This window comes from Leucobacter chinensis (genome assembly GCF_019049105.1).
In the GTDB taxonomy this organism is placed as follows: domain Bacteria; phylum Actinomycetota; class Actinomycetes; order Actinomycetales; family Microbacteriaceae; genus Leucobacter_A; species Leucobacter_A chinensis.
Map to the genome: position 1 here is coordinate 239,541 of NZ_JAHQZR010000006.1, position 19,472 is coordinate 259,012.

Below are 19,472 nucleotides of genomic sequence, written 5' to 3' on the forward strand. Positions count from 1 at the left end.
CGAGTGGCGAGAGGGTATGTCCTGTGCCGTTACCCGAAAAACGCGAGCAGCGTCACGTAGCACGCGGTGCCGACGAGCACGCTCCACATGGTCTTACGTTTCGTCAGGTAGTGCACGGCGATGGTGACCGCGAGACTCGCGACCGTGATCCACCACGTTGCCGGGCGGGCCGTGAGCTCACCGAAAAAGGTGACCGCGGCGAGAATGAGCATGATGCCAACGGGCATCCACTGCCCAAGCTTTTTCACGAAGGTCGCTTTGCGAAGCTTCGAGAGAATCGCGAAGGGGAGGGCTCTCAAGAGAACCGTGATGCCTCCGGCGATCGCGATCGCCACGATGAAATAGACCGTTTGCGTCACTGGGTGCTCCCATCGTTCGGAGCATCTTCGTCGCTCACCCTCGGCAGGCCACCGCGGCGTAACAAGAGGTAGCGCGCGGTAAGCAAGACGAAGAAGACCGAGAGTGCAACGATCATTGCGCTATCGGGTGTTGCGACGAGAGCAAAGGCGACCGAGACGCCCGCGAGCAAAGTTGAGGTGAGCTCGCGTTTGCCGCGAAAGGCGTCGAGCGTCATGACGGTGAAGAGCGCTACGAGGGCAAATTCGAAGCCTTCGAGCGTTTGGGGCAGGGCGCTCGCGAGCCACACGCCAAGCAGCGATCCGCCAACCCAGTAGCTATGGCAGGCGATCTGCATCGAGAGTAGTCGCGGGCCCGAGTTCTGTGAGGCGGGCACCATGACCGCCGTCGCGTACGCTTCGTCAATCATGGCGTACACCGAGTAGGCGCGGCCGATGCCCGGTCTCGTGAGATGCACGGGAAAGGAGAAGGCGTAGAAGACGTGCCGAAAGTTCACGGCGAAAACAGTCACGGCGATCGTCGCGAGTGAGGCTCCTGCTGCCAGGAGGCCGACCATGAGAAACTCGACCGAACCGGCAAAGATGCCGATCGAGAGTGCGGGGGCGACCCACCAGGGCAACGCCGACTGTATGACGAGAAAACCGAGGCCGATGCCGAGCGGGAGGATGCCGAGACCGACCGAGAGGGAATCACGAAGACCCGCCCTGATCTGTTCAGGGCGGGTCTCGGGAGCATCGGAGAGTGACAAGACGGGTTAGGAGACCGGGCCGGTCCACTTCTCGCCGGGGCCCTGGCCAACGGCGTCGGGAATGGGTGAGGCCTCGCGGAAGGCCAGCTGAACCGAGCGCAGGCCATCGCGCAGGCTGCGCGCGTGCGAGTCGCTGATCTCGGGGGCGGCCGCGGTGATGAGCCCGGCGAGCGAGGTGATGAGCTTGCGTGCTTCGGCAAGGTCAGTCTGGTTCTCCGGGTCGTCTGCGAGGCCGCACTTGACCGCGGCGGCGCTCAGCAGGTGAACCGCGGCGGTCGTGATGACCTCGACGGCGGCAACGTCGGCAATATCGCGGGTGGCGTCGGCCACCGTCTCTTCGTATGAATCCTGATCTACCGTCGTGGAATCGGGAACCTGCTGATCGCTCATAACTTCCTTTGGTTGGTTCTTCGGCGGGTTTCTGCTAAAGTAGTGGAGGCTCTCGGCGTTCTGCCGAGATGGAAGAGGAGATTCTCCCACCCGCGCCTCTTATAGGGTACCGGGTTGTTCGCACTCCGTCAGATTCTGACAGCATAAAGGGTGTGGGTGTGGCGGCGTACGCGCGTGGCTGCTCCGGGTCAATTTTTCCACCTGCGTTAGCAGGAGCCACCGGAACTAGATCTAAGGAGCCCGCGATCAGCGAAACCCGCATCAACGACCGTATCCGCGTCCCAGAAGTCCGCTTGGTTGGCCCCAAGGGAGACCAGGTGGGCGTGGTGCCGATCGGTACTGCCCTGCGCCTTGCGCAGGAAGCCGATCTCGATCTCGTCGAGGTTGCCCCGAACTCAAAGCCGCCCGTTGCCAAGATCATGGACTACGGCAAGTACAAGTACGAACAGGCCCAGAAGGCGAAAGAATCACGCCGCAACCAGGCCAACACTGTGCTTAAAGAGGTTCGCTTTCGTCTGAAGATCGACACGCATGATTACGAAACAAAGTTGAAGCGTGCCGTTGGTTTTCTCTCGCAGGGCGACAAGGTGAAAGCCATGATTCAGTTTCGAGGCCGCGAGCAGCAGCGCCCCCAGATGGGTGTCGACCTGCTTCACAAATTTGCCGAAGAGATCGCCGAGTACGGTGTAGTCGAGTCATCGCCCCGCATTGACGGGCGCAACATGGTGATGGTGGTTGCTCCGCTCAAGAACAAATCTGAAGCAAAAGCAGAGCAGAACGCTCGTCGCGCCGAGGCAAAGGCAGCTCGCCGTGAGACCAAGTCTCACGAGCAAGAAGAGGCCTCAGCCGAGTAAAGACTTGAACGGCCTTGCCGTTCACACACCGTGACCGCGAGTTTCGCGGAGCACACAACACAAGGAGAAACCGATGCCGAAGCAGAAGACCCACTCCGGAGCCAAGAAGCGTTTCAAGGTCACCGGAACTGGGAAGATCATGAAGCAGCAGGCAGGCATGCGCCACAACCTCGAGGTTAAGGCTTCGAAGCGCAAGCGCCGCCTGAACGCTGAGACCGTTCTTGCCCCGGGCGATGCGAACCAGGCTAAGCGCCTTCTCGTTCGCAAGTAGCACTCGAAGACATCCACACACTTAAAGGAAACACACCATGGCAAGAGTAAAACGCGCCGTCAACGCTCAGAAGAAGCGTCGCACTACCCTTGAACGCGCCTCGGGATACCGCGGCCAGCGTTCACGCCTGTACCGTAAGGCGAAGGAGCAGCTGCTCCACTCGCACGTATACAGCTACAACGACCGCCGCAAGAAGAAGGGCGACTTCCGTCGTCTCTGGATTCAGCGCATCAACGCCGGCGCTCGCGCAAACGGCCTCACCTACAACCGTTTCATCCAGGGCCTCGGCCTCGCGGGTGTTGAGGTTGACCGCCGCATGCTCGCAGAGCTCGCGGTAAACGACCAGGCAGCATTCGCCGCCCTCGTTGAGGTTGCCAAGAAGGCTCTTCCCGCCGACACCTCGGCACCGAAGGCCGCGTAACTCACGCCGAATTACGTTTCTCACTATGCCCCGCACGGTTTCGTGCGGGGCATAGTGCTTTGTGTGGTGGATCATCGCGTCCCGTGCCCCCTTGCGTCGTCTGCGCCCTTGCCTGCGCCGGTGGCTGTGTTTTGAAAGGCAGGCCGCTGTGTTTCGAAACATCGGCCGCTGGCACCCTTTCAGCTAGGGTAGATGCGTGAACCACGACATTCTTGATAACCCCAAAGCCCCACGAATCAAACGCCTCGCTCAGCTGCTGACGAAGAAGCAGCGGGTGATCACCGGAACGTTTCTCGTCGAGGGCCCGCAGGCCGTTGAGGAACTGCTCGCGCACCGCCCGGCGGAGGCCGAGACGGTCTTCGTGCGGTACGACGGTTCGGGGTTTCCGAACATTGAGCGCCTCGCCGAGGAGCAGGGCGTCGAGGTCTTGCTCGCAACGCCCCAGGTGATTGCCGCGCTGAGCGACACCGTGACCCCGCAGGGCGTTGTGGCGGTTGCGCGCATGGCCGAGGCTGATCTCGTGTCAGTGCTCAAGGATGCCAAGCTCGTCGCGATCATGCACGAGGTGCGCGATCCCGGTAACGCCGGAACGGTGCTGCGCGCTGCCGATGCTGCTGGCGCCGACGCCGTAGTGTTTGCTGGCGAGAGCATCGACCCGTGGAACCCCAAGGTCGTGCGCTCGACGACAGGTTCGCTCTTTCACTTGCCGGTCGTGACCGGTGTCACGCTCGAAGAAGCCATCGATGCGGCAACCGCGTCGGGGCTCACGACGATCGCCGCCGACGTTCGAGGCGACGACCTGAGCCCGAGCGACGAGTCGCTCGCAGGCCCGGTCGCCTGGGTCTTCGGCAACGAAGCGCACGGCCTCAGCGAGGCCGACCGTGCTCGCGCCGAGCGCTCGCTGCGCCTGCCGATCTTTGGGGCCGCAGAGTCGCTCAACCTCGCGACGGCCGCATCGGTGTGCCTGTACACGACGGCTTTCGCGCAGCGGCAGGCTCGCTAGTCGCCCCTCGGGCTCGCCCGGGCACGCAATCTGGCGGATCCGCCGCGTTGTTCTGTGCGTGAGCGACGTTTTCGGCGCTCGGCCCTGCGTTGAGCTGCGTTTTTCGGCGGATCGCTGCGCTTTGTGTGCGTCGCTGCGCTTTTTGTGCGGTTCGGCCTCGCTTTGTGCGGTCTCGGCCGCGGTGCTCGCTCATTTTGGTGCTACTTGACGGAAAGCAGGGTGTGCGGCGAAAAACACCCTGCTTTCCGTCAAGTAGACGCGAAAAACGCAAACACCGCCTCGCAGCCGGCCCGCGCACATGAAACTGCCCCGGGCAGGAAACCCCGCCCGGGGCAGTGATCGACCAGACAAGAAGCCGGCCGATCGGGCGCCTACGCCTTGAGCAGCGTCTCGCCGAGCATGCCGCCGGGCTTCCAACCGGGCAACACGGCGAAGACGGCCGAGCCGACGTGGGTGATCCACTCGTTCATGATGTCGAGCTCGTCGAGGCGCTTTTGGATCGGCACGAACTGCTTGAGCGGGTCGGCCTGGAAGCAGACGAACAGGAGGCCCTGCTCGTCGCCGTCGTCGTAGTTCACGGCGCGGCGGTAGATGCGCTCCTTCGGATCTTCTGAGCGGGCGCGGCGAATGTGCGCGTAGTTCGGGATAACGTGAAAGCCGAGCGAGTCTTTCGCCTCCCAGTCGGGCTCGTCGAATTCCTCTTCGCCGGTGAGCGGGGCGCCGACCGCGAGGTCGCGGCCCATCGCCTCCTCGCGGGCGCGGCGGTCGACGCGATCCCAGGTCTCGAGCTCCATGCGAATGCGACGAAAGACCATGGCGGTCCCGCCGGCGAGCCAACCATCAGCAACCCACACGAGCTCGTCGAAGTCGTCGTCTTCGGGCGAAGGGTTCGTCGTGCCATCGACTTGCCCCATAAGGTTACGCATGGTGCGGTGCTCTGGCTCGGTTCCGCGGGCACGGCGAAAGCCGTCTTGACGCCAGTGCGGATCGGCGAAGGTTCGCACGCTCTTGAGTAGCATGCGGGCCGCGTGAGCGAGGGTTGTCGGGTCATCGGAGGCGAGCTGCAGCACGAGGTCGCCACCCTCGTAGTCTGGGCTCAGCTCGTCATGCTCGAAGGCGGGGAGGGGGCCGAGCCACTCTGGCACGGTTGCGCTAGAGACGCGTTTCACGAGCTCGGGACCAACGCCAACCGTTACGGTCAAGAAAGCGGGAAGCTCGGCAAGCTCGGGCTCGGTGTCAGCGAGCGGTGAACGACCCTCGGTGAGCGCCTCGATGTCTGCAGTGAGAATTCGGAACATGCGCTCGAGTGCCGCAGCGTCGGTGCTCTTCTTGAGGGTGAACGCGAGGTACCTGAGGTGCGCGGTGGGAGCAGTGGTGATGCCTGCCTGGTGCGGGCCTGTTGCGCTCACGAGCTCTTCGCCGAACAACCGTTCTTCAGGCGTCCCGCCCGCAAAAAGCGGACGGGACGACGCGGCGAGCACCGCGGGGGCCGAGACCCCCGCGAGTGTCGTACCGAGCAGAGCGCGCCTCGAGAGGCTAGTCATGGCTCTCCTCTGAATGGCTCTCTTCGCCCTCGTGATCGCTGTGGTCACCGTGGTCGCCATGATCTGCGTGCTCATCGTGGTCAGCGTGTTCGAGATCACCGTAGTCTTCATCGGCGCCCGCGAACTCGCGCACGTCAAGGTCGAGCGTCATGGTCTCACCGTTCGAGAATTCCAGGGTGAGTGGCAAAACCTCGCCTGGGAGCAGCTCTGAGTCGAGTTCCATGAGCATGATGTGGTGTTCGCCTGGCTCGAGCACGTAGCTTTCTCCCGCGGGAATCACGAAGCCCCCGTCGATCTCACGCATGATCATCTTGCCGTCAACCATGGTGGTCTCGTGCAGTTCGACAAGGCCAGCGCGAGGTGACGAAGCGCTCACGAGCGTGACTTCTTCGTCGGAGGTGTTCTTGAGTGTGCCAAACACGCCGCTCATGCCGTCGGCGGCCTTCGCCCAGGGCTCGACGAACTCAATGCCCGACTCGGTCTTTGCGACATCTTGCTGCGATGCCGCTGGGGCCTTCTCGGTATCTTCGGCCTCTGTCGCGCACGCGGTCAGCGAGAGCGGCAGGGCGAGGAGCGCTGCGAAGGTGAGGGCACGGGTCGTAAAGGTCTTATTCATAAGAGGTGTCATCCTTGAAAATGGTGCTGCCTATAGCCCGCACGGTTAGCGTGCGGGTGGCAAAGAAAAAAATAATAACTAGAGTGAGCGTTTGCTCTTGCGCCAAAACATCACACCGGCGAGCACGACGATGCCCACTCCGGCAACGGCCATTCCGGTGATGGCGACGGGGGAGAGCTGTGACGCATTGTCTTCGCTCTTCTCAGCGTCACCCTCGTCGGCCTGGCTCTCTTCTTGGTCGGCTCCGGCTGAGGCCGTTTTCTCTTGTAGCGCGGTGAGATCATCGCTCGTCACATCGCCCACACCGAAGAAAAACTCTCCGGCAATGCGGTGTCCATCGCTTGAAACGACCGTCCACACGGCGCGGTATGCGCCATCGTCGAGGTCGCCGAGCGTGAGCACAGCGTCGCGGCCAGTGACCTCAGGAAACCCGAAGTCGAGGTCGTTCCCGTCGGCGTCGCTGACGGTGATGATGCTCGTGCCGGTGCCCGCATCAAGCAGCTCGTTGTTGTACGAGAGCGTGATGGTTTCGGGTAAGGAGTCGAGAATCTCGCCGTTGTGCGGTGTCTGGTCAACGAGCACGTCGTGCGCGTTGGCTTGTGACTGGCCGAACAGGAACATTGCGGGAATGAGTGCGAGTGTGAGCGCGGTGAGTACCATCGTGCGCACTGAGAGCAGCCGAGCTGCGAGGCCCCGGTTGCCCGGGTGTCGTAGAGCGGGGTGCTTCATAGTCATCGTCATGCTTGAGTCCTTAAGAGAGTTGAAGGGTGCAAGAACCGTTCAACTCGGGAGGGCCTCGGTGTGTGATGTGAAAAGCGAGACGGGTTGAATGAAGCGTGGCTGGTACCGACTGCGTCTTGGCGACGGTGGCACGCGGAATGAACGAGGCCTGTAGCTGCCCCATGGGCCAGAGCACGCGGGTGAGTACCCTTGCGAGCCTGGTGAGGGCAACGTCACCGTGGCGAATGAGAACGACGGTAATGACTGCGGCAACACCGTGTGAGAGCCACATCGCAATGTCGGCGCCAGCCTGTGCGGGAATAACCGGCACGAATGACTGGACCATACCGAAGTGCTCGGCGTGGGCGGGAAGCGGCTCATTGGGGCCGCCACTCGAGACACCGAGGTAGACGAAAATCCAGTGGAAGATCGCTTGAGCGGCAGCGATCGCCGAGAACGTGCCGGCGATGCCAAAGCGCTTATTCGTGAGGAATAGAGTGAGTGGCAGGGCCAAGATGGTGGCGCCGGCGAACGAAATAACCGCCGGAGTATTACCGCCTGCGAGTACGTGCGAGAGCGCCGCAACAAAAACGGCAGAGAACGACACAATGAAGGCGCGGGCTACCCGTGCCTTGCGTTCGTTCTGGCGTACCTCACTCACGCTCTCCAGTATACGTGCAACGTGCACCGAGATCTGAGTGAGAGCCTTGTAGAATAGCCTTGTGTCAGAAGTGAATCCAATTCAGGCTGAGGCCGTAGACGAGGCGACCCAAGCGGCCCTCGATGCGGTGGCTCAGGCCTCGTCAACGTCAGAGCTCAAACAGGTACGTCAGCAGCACCTCGGCGAGCAATCACCCATCGCGCAGCTGAACTCGCAAATGCGCTCGGTACCGAAAGAGGAGAAGGCCCAGACGGGCAAGATTCTCGGTATCGCACGCGGCAAAATCGAGGGCGCTTTCAAAGCCCGCGAAGCGATTATCGGCGAAGAAGAAGCACGCCAGCGACTCATCGACGAGACTGTCGACGTCACCGCTGCGCCCGTGCGCGGCCGCATCGGTCGTCGTCACCCGCTCGCGCAACTGCAAGACCGCATCGCTGACATCTTCGTCGGCATGGGGTGGGAGGTCGCAGAGGGCCCCGAGCTCGAACACGAGTGGTTTAACTTTGACGCACTGAACTTTGACCCAGATCACCCGGCCAGGGCAATGCAAGACACCTTCTTTGTTGAGCCGGCCGATCGCCACCTCTTGCTGCGTACCCACACCTCACCGGTGCAGATTCGTTCGCTGCTCGAGCGCGACCTCCCGGTGTACGTGATTGCTCCGGGCCAGGTGTACCGCACCGATGAGCTCGACGCGACGCACACCCCGGTCTTTCACCAGGTTGAGGGCATCGCGATCGACCGCGGTCTGACGATGGCTCACCTGCGCGGCACGCTCGAACACCTTGCGCGTCAGATGTTCGGCGAAGAGGCGAAGATTCGCCTTCGCCCGAACTTCTTCCCGTTCACCGAACCATCGGCCGAACTCGACATTTGGCACCCCGCGGCAAAGGGTGGGCCACAGTGGATCGAGTGGGGTGGTTGCGGCATGGTCGATCCACAGGTCCTTCGCGCCGCAGGCATCGACCCCGACGAATACCAGGGCTTTGCGTTTGGCATGGGCATTGAGCGTACCCTGCAGTTTCGCAACGATATTAGTGACATGCGTGACATGGTTGAGGGCGATGTTCGCTTCACCCAGCAGTTCGGAGGTTTGGTGTAAATGAGAATTCCAATGAGCTGGCTCGGCGAGTACGTAGACATCGCCGAGGGGGCAACCCCTGAGACTCTGCACGCCGACCTCGTGAAGGTGGGCTTTGAAGAGGAATCGGTGCGTCGCTTCGACGTGACCGGACCCGTCGTGGTTGGCGAGGTGCTCTCGCGCGAACCCGAAGAGCACTCGAACGGCAAAGTCGTGAACTGGTGCCAGGTGCGCGTTGCGCCCGAGGGCACGAACGCTGCCGACGGTGGCGAAGACGTGCGCGGCATTGTGTGTGGAGCGCATAACTTCGAGGTTGGCGACAAGGTTGTTGTGACGTTGCCTGGGGCAGTACTGCCCGGTGATTTCGTCATCGCCGCCCGAAAGACCTACGGGCATGTTTCTGACGGCATGATCGCTTCGCAGCGTGAGCTTGGACTCGGTGATGACCACGAGGGAATCATCGTTCTTTCGCGGCTCGGCCTCGACCCCGAAGTTGGGACCGACGCGGTAAGCCTGCTCGGCCTCGACGACATCGCCGTTGAGATCAACGTGACTCCTGATCGCGGCTACGCGTTCTCGGTGCGAGGCGTTGCGCGCGAGCTCTCGCACTCGACCGGAGCTGCTTTCCGCGACCCTGCAGCGGCTCCTGCTGTTGCCGACGCTTCTGGCTTCTCGGTCACCATCGCCGACGACGCCCCAATTCGTGGGCGTGTGGGGGCGACCGGGTTTGTGACGCGCCTCGTGCGTGGTGTGAACCCCAATGCTGTGACCCCGGCATGGATGGTGGCCCGCCTGCAGCTGGCCGGCATTCGCCCGCTCGGCCTCGCGGTCGACATCTCGAACTACGTCATGCTCGAGATCGGCAACCCCCTGCACGCGTACGACTACGCGAAGCTGAACGGCGGCATCACGGTGCGCCGCGCCGCGCAAGGTGAGACGCTCGTCACCCTCGACGGTACCGAGCGCACGCTGCACCCCGAAGACCTGCTCATCGCCGACGACTCGGGGCCCATCGGTCTCGCTGGCGTGATGGGTGGCGAATCAACAAAGACCGATGAGACGACGACCGACATCCTTGTCGAGGCGGCGCTCTTCGATCCGGTATCGATTGCGCGCAGCTCACGCCGTCATAAGCTGCCGAGCGAGGCTTCGAAGCGCTTTGAGCGCGGAGTCGATCCGCTCGTTGCTCCCGCTGCCGCACAGCGCATGGTCGACCTGCTCGTCGAACTGGGCGGCGCAACCGCGACCGAGGTCGGTTCGTCGATCGTTGCTGAGACTTCGAACGAGGCGATCGCCCTGCCACTCGGCGCGGTCAACGGCCTCATGGGCACCGACTACTCTGACGACGAGGTGCACGACGCCCTCACAATGATTGGCTGTGAGGTGACCCGCGAGGGCGAGACGCTGAGCGTCACCGCTCCATCGTGGCGCACCGACATTACCCGCAAGGAAGACCTGATCGAAGAGGTCGGCCGCATTGTGGGTTACGACCGTATTCCCGCGGTGCTGCCGACGGCTCCCTCGGGCCGAGGCCTCAGCCGCGAGCAGCAGCTTCGCAGGCAGGCCGCCAACGGCATCACCGCTGCCGGGCTGAACGAGGTACAGAACTACCCGTTCGTCGGCGATGCGATGAACCGTGTGTTTGGCTCGCCAGTGGCTCCTGCCCCCGACGCCGTTCACGCGATTCGCCTCGCGAATGCGCTCGATGGCGAAGCCTCATACCTGCGCAAGTCGCTGCTGCCGGGCCTCGCTCAGGCTGCACACCGCAATCTCTCGCGTGGCGAGACCGATCTCGCACTGGTTGAGTTTGGGGCGGTGTACCTGCCACAGGAGGTTCTCGGTACTGACGAGGTGCCACCGCTTGGCACGCTCCCCTCGGCAGAGACGCTCGCAGCGCTCAACGCATCGATTCCTGAGCAGCCGCTGCACGCCGCGGTGTTGCTCGCAGGTAACGCATGGCCGAAGCAGCCCGGTGAGGCCGCTCGTCCGTTTGACTGGGCCGACGCGCTCGACGCGGCGAAGCACCTCGCCGCTTCGGTGCACACGACGCTCATCGTGCGTCAGGGCGCTCACCAGGCCTTCCATCCGGGCCGCACCGCTGAGCTCTTCATCGACACGGCCGATGGCCTCGTTTCGGTTGGTTTCGCTGGTGAGATGCTGCCAGAACTCGTGAGCGAGCTGCACTTCTGGGGCAGGGTATCGATTGCCGAGCTCAACCTCGGTCTCATGATCGAACACGCACCCCGTGAGCCCAAGGTCGGTCCACTCTCAACCTATCCGGCGGCGACGCAAGACCTGACGCTCCTGGTAGCGACCGATGTCGCTGCTGGCGAGGTGCTTCGTGCAGTGACCGAGGGATCAGGGCCGTTGCTTGAGAGTGCCCGTCTCGTGGCAGACTTCCGCGGGCAGGGTGTTCCTGAGGGCGAGAAGGCGATTACGCTCGCGCTTCGCTTCAGGGCGTCAGATCGCACGCTGAAGGCTGAAGAAGCGAGCGAGGCCCGAAAGCAGGGCGCGCTCGCGGCCGAACAACAGCTTGGCGCGTATACGCGCGAAGACTAAACCGTGAAACGGCCGAGCATTCGTGTTCGGCCGTTTCGCTGTCTGCGGGCAAAGCGATGAGCCCGTTGTTCGCCGACAAAGAATCATTTTGTGAATAGCCACTCCCCAGACTGGGGAATAGGGAATAATGGGTCGAGAAGGAGGTGTCGCATTGGGCTGGTTCTCACGAATCTTTGGAGTTTCGAAAAAAGGGTCTTCCTCAGCAAAGCGGCGCCCAAGACGCCTGCCTGAGAAGGTGCTCGCACCGGTTGAAGAAATCGTTGAACAGGGCGTGCTTGTTGACGGTGTTGCGATTCGCATGAGCGTTAAGAACAGCATCATCATGAACGCGTTGAAGCGCAATGTTGACTACCAGGTAGACGAGATTCATGATCTTGTGCGCGAGCAGGCGTTCGCCCTTGTCGAAGAGCGCGAGCGCGACGCAAAGCACATTGCCCGTGTGCGCGACGAGATCAAAAAATATGGTCGCAGCGCCTGGCAAGAGACCGAGTACAGCTCACGCGACATGAAAACGCTCAAGCATCGCGAAGAGGTGTACGAGGGGCTTGCCCGCGAACTTCGCTCGCTCGCAGAGCAAGACGAGTTCGTGCACCGGTCGGCCGAGCAAGCGCGTGAGGCCGCATGGCGCGAGATTGGTGACTCGCTGAAAGAGCGGGCGTCGCACCCGTACTACAGTGGCGGATCATCTCCCGAATACCAGAGCGCACGCGACGACCGCATTCGTGAGTTTATCGACGAAGACCTGACCGAATTGATCCGCTCACAAAAGGGGTCGGCTGGCGGCTTCTTCAAACGCAAGTCGGCAAGTTCGAAAGACCACTAGCCAAGGTAGGTAGCCCCATCGGCGAGAACACCTGGGTCGCGCCGAATGAGCCCCGCCATAAACCAGCATGATGCTTTGACTGGTCGGCCCCTCACGAGCTCGTGGCCGAGCGCATGCCGTGCGAGCACTCCCGAGAGTCCCGTGCCCCGTAACGACTCATCGACCACCGTGTGATCAAAGTTCACTCCGTCGGGCGCGAAGCGGCGGTAGTGTGCGATGCCGCGTACGGTATCGGTCTCGTCAAGCAGCACAAACCGCTCATTTGCTGCCTCGTGCACGATGCGAAAGCCTGCCTCAAGTGCTGCTTCTTCGCTCACAAACCTCGTCATACCGACAGGATATAGTGGAGCGTGTTGTGATGGTAAAGGTGAGACGTAAGCGAAACGTGGCGGGCTTTGGCGCGGCGCTCTGTGCTACCGCCATAGTTCTGACCCTGAGTGCCTGCAGCCAGGAACCCGAGCCTGAACCCGAACCGCTCACTCTGTCGCAAGCCGGTGAAGCGTATGCAAGGGTGATTTGTCCCGTGAACGAGGCCTGGGACGAGGTTGACGGACAAGTTGACGATATGCGTAGTGCGCTCGTCTTGCAGCCTGCTGACCTGGCACTCCGCGAAGAACTTCTCTCATCGTCGCTTGAAGATCTTGCGAAAACGAGCAAGCGCGCGGCCGACAAACTTGCCGATCAACGGGACGTGATGCCCGAAGCAGCGCGTGAGCCGGTCCAGAAAATGATCAAGACCTTGCGCGATGATGCTGAGCAAGCCCGTGACGTGTCAGAACTGCCAGCGGCGAAGATCGTAGAGCACGAATGGCAGGGTGTCGAGGCGTCTACTGAGGCCACGAATGAGGTGCGTCAAGGACTCGGAATCGAAGCTGGGCAATCGCTGGCATGCGCTGAAGAATAAGCCGTAAGATTGGCGTATGACCACGTCAATTCCACATATTCCAACCCTTCAAGATGCAAAGGCGAACGAGGCTCAGAGCAGAGCTCCCTATGCCGAAGCATTGCAAAAGCACGTTGCGAAGAAACCAACCCAAATCATGGTTCCGGGGCACTCTGGTCGCGGTGACGATATGGGGGCAAGGCTCGCCTCGTTCTTCGGAGAGCGGGCCGTTGAACTCGATTTGCCGCTCATGCTGAACGGCATCGACCTGGGGCCAGACTCGCCAATGCAAGAGGCCCAGCAACTTGCGGCTGAGGCATGGGGTGCAAAGCGTACCTGGTTCATGACGAACGGAGCCTCGCAGGCGAACCGCACCGCGGCAGTCGCAGCGCGTGGGCTTGGCGAGCGCGTGCTGGTGCAACGCAATTCGCACTCGAGCTTTAGTGACGGAATCTTGCTCACGGGCCTCATTCCTCGGTTTATTACCCCGAGTATCGACGAAGAACACGGTATTTCGCACGGCGTCACCCCGAGCGAAATTGCGGCAGCGCTGCAGAGCGCGGTCGAAGAAGACCGTCCGATCGCGGCGGTGTACATCGTGAGCCCGAGCTACTTTGGCTCTGTTTCAGACGTGAACCGTATCGCTGAGGTATGCCACCGGTACGAAGCAGCCCTCATCGTCGATGGTGCCTGGGGCGCTCACTTTGGTTTTCATGAAGACCTGCCCGAGTCGCCCGTGCGCCTTGGCGCAGACCTCGTGATCTCGAGCACGCATAAGCTTGCGGGCTCGTTCACGCAGTCGGCGATGCTTCACCTCGGGTACGGTCCTTTTGCCGACGAACTTGAAACCCTCATTCAGCGTGGGGTGAATATGACGGCATCGACCTCAGCGAGCGCCTTGCTTATGGGGTCGCTCGATATCGCCCGCCAATCGATGGTCGCTGAGACCGAGCTCATTGGCCAGTCGATCGAACTCGCGCGGGAGTTTCGAGAACTTGTCGAGGCTGACGGCCGCTTCTCGCTCATCGATACCGGGTTCTCTGAGTTTGGTGACATCGTCGATAACGACCTGCTGCGCGTAGCAATCGATGTATCGAAGCTGGGCCAGTCAGGGCACTGGGTGCGAGACCGACTCATCGAAGACCACAGCGTCTACTTCGAGATGGCGACCGCAACCACGATCGTCGCGGTGCTCGGGGCAGGGCACCTGCATCCTATTGCCGACATCATGGCTTCTTTGCAGGCAGTAGCCGACGAAGCCCAGACGCTTCCTCCTGCCACGCTCTCGTTCCCTCCACTGCCAGAGCCCGGCGACCTTCGCACGCTGCCTCGTGATGCTTACTTCGGTGAGTCAGAGATCGTCTCGGCCGATGAAGCAGTGGGGCGTATCTCGTGTGACTCGCTCGCGGCATACCCTCCTGGCATTCCCAATCTCATTCCGGGTGAAGAGATTACCGCTGAGACCGTCGCGTTCTTGCAAGCGGTCGCGACCTCGCCGACCGGGTATGTGCGCGGTGCTGTCGACCCCTTTGTCACCCGCTTCCGGGTACGCCGCATGTACGGCTAGTTGCAGGTGTTCACGCGCTTCAGGTGGCGCTGAGAAGCGCCTGAAGCGCTGAACGACATATAAGAATGCCCGCCCCGCGAAACGCGTGGGGCGGGCATTCTTATACAGTGTTGTGTTGGCCAGAACCGTCTCGCAGCCTAGCGGCCGCTGAACGAAGGCTTTCGCTTCTCGACAAATGCTGAGGTGCCTTCGCGCATGTCGTCGGTGCTGAAGCAATCGGCAAAGAATTCAAGCTCCACCTGCAAGCCGTCGAGGGTTGAGAGGTGGGCGGTTGCGTTGATCGAACGCTTTGCCTCGGCAACAGCAAGGGGTGACTGCTTTTTCACGAGCTCAAGGTACTCGGTTGCACCCGAGAGGAGTTCTTCTTGTGAGGCGTAGACCCTAGCTGCAAGCCCGTACTCTCGTGCTTCCTGCGCCGTGATGTGGCGTGCACTCAAAATAAGGTCTTTAGCGATTTGCGGGCCGACTGCCTTCTGCAAACGAACGGTGCCGCCAAACCCTGGGATGAGGCCGAGTGCGACTTCAGGCTGGCCGAAGAGAGCTCGTTCCGAAGCAAAAATCATGTCGCAGGCGAGTGCAATTTCGCAGCCGCCGCCGAGGGCAAAACCGTTCACCGCGGCAACCACGGGAACGGGAAGAGCCTCGAGGTGTGCAGTGAACGTTTGCGCACGGCCCGCGTAGGCACGCACATCATCGGGGGTCATCGTGCTCATTTCAGAGATATCGCCACCAGCGACAAACGATTTTTCACCGTCGCCGGTGAGAATGACTCCACGAATAGACCAGTCGGCCTTGCCCTCATCGTTAACCTCACCGAGTCGGCTGAGGTGTTCGGTGACCTGCGTGAGTTCGCTGATCACTTGCTGCGAGAGCGCGTTGAGCGCCTTGGGCCGTGCAATGGTGATGGTGAGAATCTCATCTGCAATGTTTAGACGAAGTGTCTCGAACGCAGAAGTCGACAGTGACGAGGCGATCGATGAGGGCAGTGACATGGTTAATCCTTTTTCTCGAAGAGGTTTCCTACAAGCTGTGAAGCACCGATAACGACGATGAGTAGAACAAGCATCACGATTGAGATTGCGACGATGTCAACTGGAGTGCCGGCGGTCGAGTACTGAGCCGTGCCAACGTGTGTCTGTGGCTCTGCTGCGAGTGCTGGAGTCGCCACGAAAAGGGTTGCAACGACGGCGGTAATCGCCGCGGCGATGCGAGTGCGAATCTTCACGAATGCTCCTTAGGTACAAACGGAATTGATGACAATACCTGGCCAGTCTATCGTGAGAAGCGGCGTGTCGGTGGCCCAGGCTACTCTGGTGTTCTCACCCACCGAGAACTGACGGAGGAAGACGTATGTTTCTGTTAGAAGGCGACATCATCGTCAGTGCGAGTGATATTACGCAGGCCGGGAGCTGCGAGTTTGCTTTCTTGAGACGTTTCGATGCGATGCTTGGGCGTGATGTTACGGTGCCGCGTCTCGAAGACCCGATGCTCGACCGTGCATCGAAGCTCGGCGATGAGCATGAAGAGCGGCAGCTCGTGCGATATCGAGATGAGTTTGGTCCCGAGAGGGTGCAAGAGATTGCCCGTCCCGAACCGTTCACCAGGGCCGGTATCGAGCAACGTGCGGCTGAAACAAGGGCCGCCTTGCAGAGCGGCGCAGAAATCATCTTCCAAGCGACTTTCTTTGACCCGGCGCTTCGGCCTGCCACGAGTGCTGCTGAGCCCACGATTGGTTTTATCGGCTTCGCAGACTTCTTGAAACGAGAGGCCGACGAAGCTGGACGGCCAGCGTGGCAAGTGCAAGACACCAAGCTGGCGCGAACGGCGCGAGTTCCAGCGCTGCTCCAAATTGCGGCCTACGGTGAGCAAATCGAACGAGTCGGAGCACACACCACAGCTCACGCTGTTCTGCTGTTAGGTGACGGCTCACAGAGCGAGCACCGTTTGAGCGAGGTCGCACCGGTGTACCGGTCAAGACGGGCCAGACTCATGGAGATCGTGCTGCGTACCTGGGGGCGTGGCGAAACCATCACCGAGTGGGGCGACCCTGACGTGTTTTGTTGTGCAAAATGTGAGGTGTGTCAGCCCGAGATCGAGCGCACCCGTGACCCTCTGCTCGTTGCAGGCATGCGTCAGGGGCAGCGCCAAAGGCTCATTGAAGGGGGCGTTAAGACCATTGATGAGCTTGCAAGCCTCAGGCCAGATACCGAGGTGCCCGGGGTCGGTTCCGCAGTGCTCGAACGGCTCCGGGTACAGGCAGCGGCACAGGTGGCAAGCGAAAGCGGCGAGGCGCCTTCGGTGACAGTGCGTGAGGCTGCCGCACTCAGTGCGATTCCTGAGCCAAGCGAGGGAGACCTGTTTTTTGATTTTGAGGGCGATCCGATGTACCAGGAGCGCCTAGCCGACGGAACACCCCGGTGGGGGCTTGACTACCTCTTCGGCATGATTGATTCTGATGAGCATTTCACGGCGCTCTGGGCTCATACGCATGATGAGGAGCGAGCCGCGCTCGAAGCATTTCTCGATCTGGTTGCAGAGCGCCGTGCTGCGCACCCTCATATGCACGTTTACCACTACGCTCCGTATGAGCGAAGCCACTTGCTCAGCATTGCCGCGAGGCACGGGGTTCGTGAGGCTGATGTCGATGTGCTTCTGAGAGACGGGGTGCTCGTTGACCTGTATCCGATTGTGCGTGAGGCGCTTACGGTCGGGAGCCGTTCGTACTCGATTAAAAAACTCGAGCCGCTCTACATGGGTGACGAACTGCGAGACGCTGAAGGGGTGACTGACGGTGCGCAGTCGGTCACCGAGTACGCCGAGGCCAGACGCATGCTCGAGTCGCCTGAAAGAAGAGAACGCGACGAAGCACAGCGCATTCTCGATGGCATAGCCGACTACAACCGTTACGACTGCGTCTCGACCCTCAGGCTTCGCGAGTGGCTGCGCGCTATCGCTGCAGAGCACGGCGTCGGGGCAGCGCCTGTCACTGAGCCCTCTGTCGAACGTGACACACCTGAGTCAGAGGTGAGTAAGCTCGGCGAGCGACTCCTCGCACTCGCCGCAGCAGAACAGGAACCCCGTGAAGCGCGCGCCTTACGTCTCGCAGCGAGCGCCATTGACTATCACCAGCGTGAACAGAAATCATTCTGGTGGGCTCACTTCGCGCGGCTTGTCGACCCCATCGAAGACTGGGCCGACACCCGTGACGTGTTTGTCGTCGAGCCTGGGAAGCATCGAGTGCTCGAGACATGGCACACTCCACCACGAGCGAGAAAGCAGCGGCGCGTCATCATGCTGGGTGGTGTGCTTGCGCCCGGCAGTAGCTTGAAAGAGGGGCAAAGCGTCTTTGCTATCTATGCCGCGCCCGCGCCGTTCGCTCGCCCTGGGTCACCGCTCACCGAGCGAGGGGCTCGCCAGGTGACGGTTCTTGAGCGTGACGGTGACCGTGTGGTCGTGCAAGAGACCCTGCCAGATGAGACTGCCGAGTGGCACGAACTGCCCATCGCGCTCACCCCGGGCCCACCACCCAATGCGGGGGCGCAGAAAACAGCGATCGAGACGTGGGGCAGCGCGATCGCTGCGGCAACAGAGCAGGGAGAACCCGTCTCTGACCCGGTGTTTGACATGCTGCGGCTTGCCCCTCCGAGATTTCTCGACCGGCCCGGCCCGGTTGCGACCGATGACCCGCTTGCACTTCGTACCGGAGGCGGAGACCCAGAGGCTGCGACAATTGGTGCTGTGGTGGCCTCGCTTCGCTCGCTCGACCATTCGTATCTTGCGGTGCAGGGACCTCCCGGCACGGGAAAAACATACCTGGCCTCGAGAGTCATCAAACAGCTGGTCGAGCAAGACGGCTGGCACATTGGCATCGTCGCCCAATCGCACAAGGTAGTCGAGAATGTGCTCGACGGCATTATCTCGGCTGGCCTTGACAGCGATCTCGTGGCCAAGGTTCCCCAGGGCGGTCGTATTCACGATGAAGCCGAGGCGCCAGAATGGCGGGTGCTGCGAAGCAACGGCCATGCAGCATTTCTGTTCGAGGCGCGTGACGCGGGTCGGGGCGCAGTTATCGGCGGTACTGCATGGGACATGAGTCATGAGGGTCGCATCGAACCTGGGTCCCTCGACTTGCTCGTCATTGACGAAGCCGGGCAATTCTCCCTTGCCCCAACGATCGCGGCATCTCAAGCGGCAGCAAACCTGTTGTTGCTGGGCGACCCGAGCCAGCTTCCGCAGGTCTCTCAGGGCAATCATCCCGAACCGGTCGATAGCTCGGCGCTCGGGTGGCTCATCGGCGACCACGACACGCTTCCTGAATCACTCGGCTACTTTCTTGAGGTAACGCGTCGCATGCGGCCGGAACTCGCTAGCGTCGACTCGGCGCTGTCATACGAGGGCAAGCTCCATGCGCACGAGAGTACTCTCGACCGTGAACTTGACGGGGTCGGCCCAGCAGGGCTCACCTGGCACCCTGTTCCTCATCGGGGCAACGCGACCTTCTCGCCAGAAGAGGCCAGTGCCGTTGCGGCGCTCGCAGCCACGATGGTTACGGGCACGCTACGGTATGCCGGCGCAGAGGCTCGCGCCATCACACAGGCCGACATTATTGTCGTCGCTGCCTATAACGCTCAGGTAGAGTGCGTCACGAAGGAGCTTGAGCGAATGGGGCTCGGAGCAATTCGTGTCGGCACCGTCGACAAGTTTCAGGGGCAGGAAGCGGCCCTCGCGATTGTCACGCTCGCTGCTTCGAGCCCCTATGACGTGCCTCGAGGGCTCGACTTCTTGCTTATGCGCAACAGGCTCAACGTGGCGATTAGTCGAGCACAGTGGGCGGCACACCTGATCTCGTCACCGAGTCTTAGCGGGGTAGGACTCCCCGCTTCGGTTGCTGAGGTGACAGCGCTGTCTGGTTACCTTTCACTCATCGAACGAGCGCACCTCGCCCCCGAACTAGGCGTGACGAGGTAGCCTAGA

The 19,472-nt window shown here is 61.5% G+C and carries 20 protein-coding genes; 10 read left to right on the top strand and 10 right to left on the bottom strand.

Annotated features, from left to right (window positions below; genetic code table 11):
* Positions 1–29 precede the first annotated feature (29 nt).
* Genes KTJ78_RS08315 through KTJ78_RS08325 form a run of 3 tightly spaced genes read right to left on the bottom strand, consistent with a single transcriptional unit; the run spans position 30 to position 1,495 of the window.
* Positions 30–359, bottom strand: a complete 330-nt coding sequence (locus tag KTJ78_RS08315; protein WP_217134502.1) for a branched-chain amino acid transporter permease — start codon at positions 357–359, stop codon at positions 30–32.
* A complete protein-coding gene (locus KTJ78_RS08320) occupies positions 356–1,105 on the bottom strand; it encodes an AzlC family ABC transporter permease (protein WP_217134504.1) in 750 nt (249 codons plus the stop codon). Before KTJ78_RS08320 ends, KTJ78_RS08315 begins: the two co-directional genes overlap by 4 nt.
* Positions 1,106–1,111: 6 nt before the next feature.
* Positions 1,112–1,495 (bottom strand): DUF1844 domain-containing protein, encoded by a 384-nt coding sequence (locus KTJ78_RS08325; protein WP_217134506.1) that lies wholly within the window; start codon positions 1,493–1,495, stop codon positions 1,112–1,114.
* A gap of 245 nt (positions 1,496–1,740) precedes the next feature.
* Here KTJ78_RS08325 and infC point away from each other — a divergent pair, with 245 nt between their 5' ends.
* From infC to KTJ78_RS08345, 4 genes are all read left to right on the top strand, one after another.
* Positions 1,741–2,349, top strand: a complete 609-nt coding sequence (gene infC, locus KTJ78_RS08330; RefSeq protein ID WP_270912139.1) for a translation initiation factor IF-3 — start codon at positions 1,741–1,743, stop codon at positions 2,347–2,349.
* Positions 2,350–2,422: 73 nt separating this feature from the next.
* Entirely contained in the window at positions 2,423–2,620 is a 198-nt protein-coding gene (gene rpmI, locus KTJ78_RS08335; protein ID WP_217134510.1) for a 50S ribosomal protein L35, read from the top strand.
* A gap of 37 nt (positions 2,621–2,657) precedes the next feature.
* Positions 2,658–3,041 carry a 50S ribosomal protein L20 gene (gene rplT / locus KTJ78_RS08340; protein WP_217134512.1) on the top strand — a complete coding sequence of 128 codons (384 nt, stop codon included), beginning with the start codon at positions 2,658–2,660 and terminating at the stop codon, positions 3,039–3,041.
* 196 nt (positions 3,042–3,237) lie between these two features.
* Positions 3,238–4,044 (top strand): TrmH family RNA methyltransferase, encoded by an 807-nt coding sequence (locus KTJ78_RS08345; protein ID WP_369808036.1) that lies wholly within the window; start codon positions 3,238–3,240, stop codon positions 4,042–4,044.
* A 371-nt stretch (positions 4,045–4,415) separates the two neighbouring features.
* On the opposite strand, the gene KTJ78_RS08350 is transcribed toward KTJ78_RS08345, so the two are convergent.
* The 4 genes from KTJ78_RS08350 to KTJ78_RS08365 form a co-directional block, all read right to left on the bottom strand.
* Entirely contained in the window at positions 4,416–5,588 is a 1,173-nt protein-coding gene (locus KTJ78_RS08350; protein ID WP_217134514.1) for a Dyp-type peroxidase, read from the bottom strand.
* Entirely contained in the window at positions 5,581–6,204 is a 624-nt protein-coding gene (locus tag KTJ78_RS08355; RefSeq protein WP_217134516.1) for a copper chaperone PCu(A)C, read from the bottom strand. The genes KTJ78_RS08350 and KTJ78_RS08355 overlap by 8 nt, the downstream gene beginning before the upstream one ends.
* A 78-nt stretch (positions 6,205–6,282) precedes the next feature.
* Positions 6,283–6,945, bottom strand: coding sequence for a copper resistance CopC family protein (locus KTJ78_RS08360; protein ID WP_217134518.1), 663 nt, complete (start codon positions 6,943–6,945; stop codon positions 6,283–6,285).
* Between the two features lie 10 nt (positions 6,946–6,955).
* The gene (locus KTJ78_RS08365) at positions 6,956–7,585 is read right to left on the bottom strand and encodes a hypothetical protein (RefSeq protein WP_217134519.1); all 630 of its coding nucleotides are present in this window, start codon (positions 7,583–7,585) and stop codon (positions 6,956–6,958) included.
* Positions 7,586–7,646: 61 nt separating this feature from the next.
* Between KTJ78_RS08365 and pheS the strand changes: the two genes are divergently transcribed.
* From pheS to KTJ78_RS08380, 3 genes are all read left to right on the top strand, one after another.
* Positions 7,647–8,687 carry a phenylalanine--tRNA ligase subunit alpha gene (gene pheS, locus KTJ78_RS08370; RefSeq protein ID WP_217134520.1) on the top strand — a complete coding sequence of 347 codons (1,041 nt, stop codon included), beginning with the start codon at positions 7,647–7,649 and terminating at the stop codon, positions 8,685–8,687.
* Entirely contained in the window at positions 8,688–11,225 is a 2,538-nt protein-coding gene (gene pheT / locus KTJ78_RS08375) for a phenylalanine--tRNA ligase subunit beta (protein WP_217134522.1), read from the top strand.
* 235 nt (positions 11,226–11,460) lie between these two features.
* On the top strand, positions 11,461–12,048 hold the full coding sequence (locus KTJ78_RS08380; RefSeq protein WP_369808037.1) for an asparagine synthase: 588 nt from the start codon (positions 11,461–11,463) through the stop codon (positions 12,046–12,048).
* Here KTJ78_RS08380 and KTJ78_RS08385 read toward each other — a convergent pair.
* On the bottom strand, positions 12,045–12,377 hold the full coding sequence (locus KTJ78_RS08385) for a GNAT family N-acetyltransferase (protein WP_217134524.1): 333 nt from the start codon (positions 12,375–12,377) through the stop codon (positions 12,045–12,047). The genes KTJ78_RS08380 and KTJ78_RS08385 overlap by 4 nt on opposite strands.
* A gap of 194 nt (positions 12,378–12,571) precedes the next feature.
* Here KTJ78_RS08385 and KTJ78_RS08390 point away from each other — a divergent pair, with 194 nt between their 5' ends.
* Both KTJ78_RS08390 and KTJ78_RS08395 read left to right on the top strand, forming a co-directional pair.
* Complete coding sequence (locus KTJ78_RS08390; protein ID WP_217134528.1) at positions 12,572–12,952, top strand: hypothetical protein; 381 nt, start codon at positions 12,572–12,574, stop codon at positions 12,950–12,952.
* A 16-nt stretch (positions 12,953–12,968) separates the two neighbouring features.
* Positions 12,969–14,498, top strand: a complete 1,530-nt coding sequence (locus KTJ78_RS08395; protein WP_217134530.1) for an aminotransferase class I/II-fold pyridoxal phosphate-dependent enzyme — start codon at positions 12,969–12,971, stop codon at positions 14,496–14,498.
* Positions 14,499–14,635: 137 nt separating this feature from the next.
* Here KTJ78_RS08395 and KTJ78_RS08400 read toward each other — a convergent pair whose 3' ends face one another.
* Together KTJ78_RS08400 and KTJ78_RS08405 are read right to left on the bottom strand one after the other, a co-directional pair.
* Positions 14,636–15,490 (bottom strand): enoyl-CoA hydratase/isomerase family protein, encoded by an 855-nt coding sequence (locus tag KTJ78_RS08400; RefSeq protein WP_217134532.1) that lies wholly within the window; start codon positions 15,488–15,490, stop codon positions 14,636–14,638.
* A gap of 2 nt (positions 15,491–15,492) precedes the next feature.
* Positions 15,493–15,723 (bottom strand): hypothetical protein, encoded by a 231-nt coding sequence (locus tag KTJ78_RS08405; protein ID WP_217134534.1) that lies wholly within the window; start codon positions 15,721–15,723, stop codon positions 15,493–15,495.
* A gap of 125 nt (positions 15,724–15,848) precedes the next feature.
* On the opposite strand from KTJ78_RS08405, the gene KTJ78_RS08410 reads away from it, so the two are divergent.
* Complete coding sequence (locus tag KTJ78_RS08410) at positions 15,849–19,466, top strand: TM0106 family RecB-like putative nuclease (protein ID WP_217134536.1); 3,618 nt, start codon at positions 15,849–15,851, stop codon at positions 19,464–19,466.
* The last annotated feature ends 6 nt before the right edge of the window (positions 19,467–19,472 follow it).

Bases quoted from the DNA above. Each gene is read 5' to 3' on its own strand.
- KTJ78_RS08400 (WP_217134532.1), bottom strand. From the start codon at position 15,490: ATGTCACTGCCCTCATCGATCGCCTCGTCACTGTCGACTTCTGCGTTC.
- rpmI (WP_217134510.1), top strand. From the start codon at position 2,423: ATGCCGAAGCAGAAGACCCACTCCGGAGCCAAGAAGCGTTTCAAGGTC.
- KTJ78_RS08325 (WP_217134506.1), bottom strand. From the start codon at position 1,495: ATGAGCGATCAGCAGGTTCCCGATTCCACGACGGTAGATCAGGATTCA.
- KTJ78_RS08355 (WP_217134516.1), bottom strand. From the start codon at position 6,204: ATGAATAAGACCTTTACGACCCGTGCCCTCACCTTCGCAGCGCTCCTC.
- KTJ78_RS08350 (WP_217134514.1), bottom strand. From the start codon at position 5,588: ATGACTAGCCTCTCGAGGCGCGCTCTGCTCGGTACGACACTCGCGGGG.
- KTJ78_RS08395 (WP_217134530.1), top strand. From the start codon at position 12,969: ATGACCACGTCAATTCCACATATTCCAACCCTTCAAGATGCAAAGGCG.
- pheT (WP_217134522.1), top strand. From the start codon at position 8,688: ATGAGAATTCCAATGAGCTGGCTCGGCGAGTACGTAGACATCGCCGAG.
- rplT (WP_217134512.1), top strand. From the start codon at position 2,658: ATGGCAAGAGTAAAACGCGCCGTCAACGCTCAGAAGAAGCGTCGCACT.
- KTJ78_RS08360 (WP_217134518.1), bottom strand. From the start codon at position 6,945: ATGACGATGACTATGAAGCACCCCGCTCTACGACACCCGGGCAACCGG.
- KTJ78_RS08410 (WP_217134536.1), top strand. From the start codon at position 15,849: ATGTTTCTGTTAGAAGGCGACATCATCGTCAGTGCGAGTGATATTACG.
- KTJ78_RS08385 (WP_217134524.1), bottom strand. From the start codon at position 12,377: ATGACGAGGTTTGTGAGCGAAGAAGCAGCACTTGAGGCAGGCTTTCGC.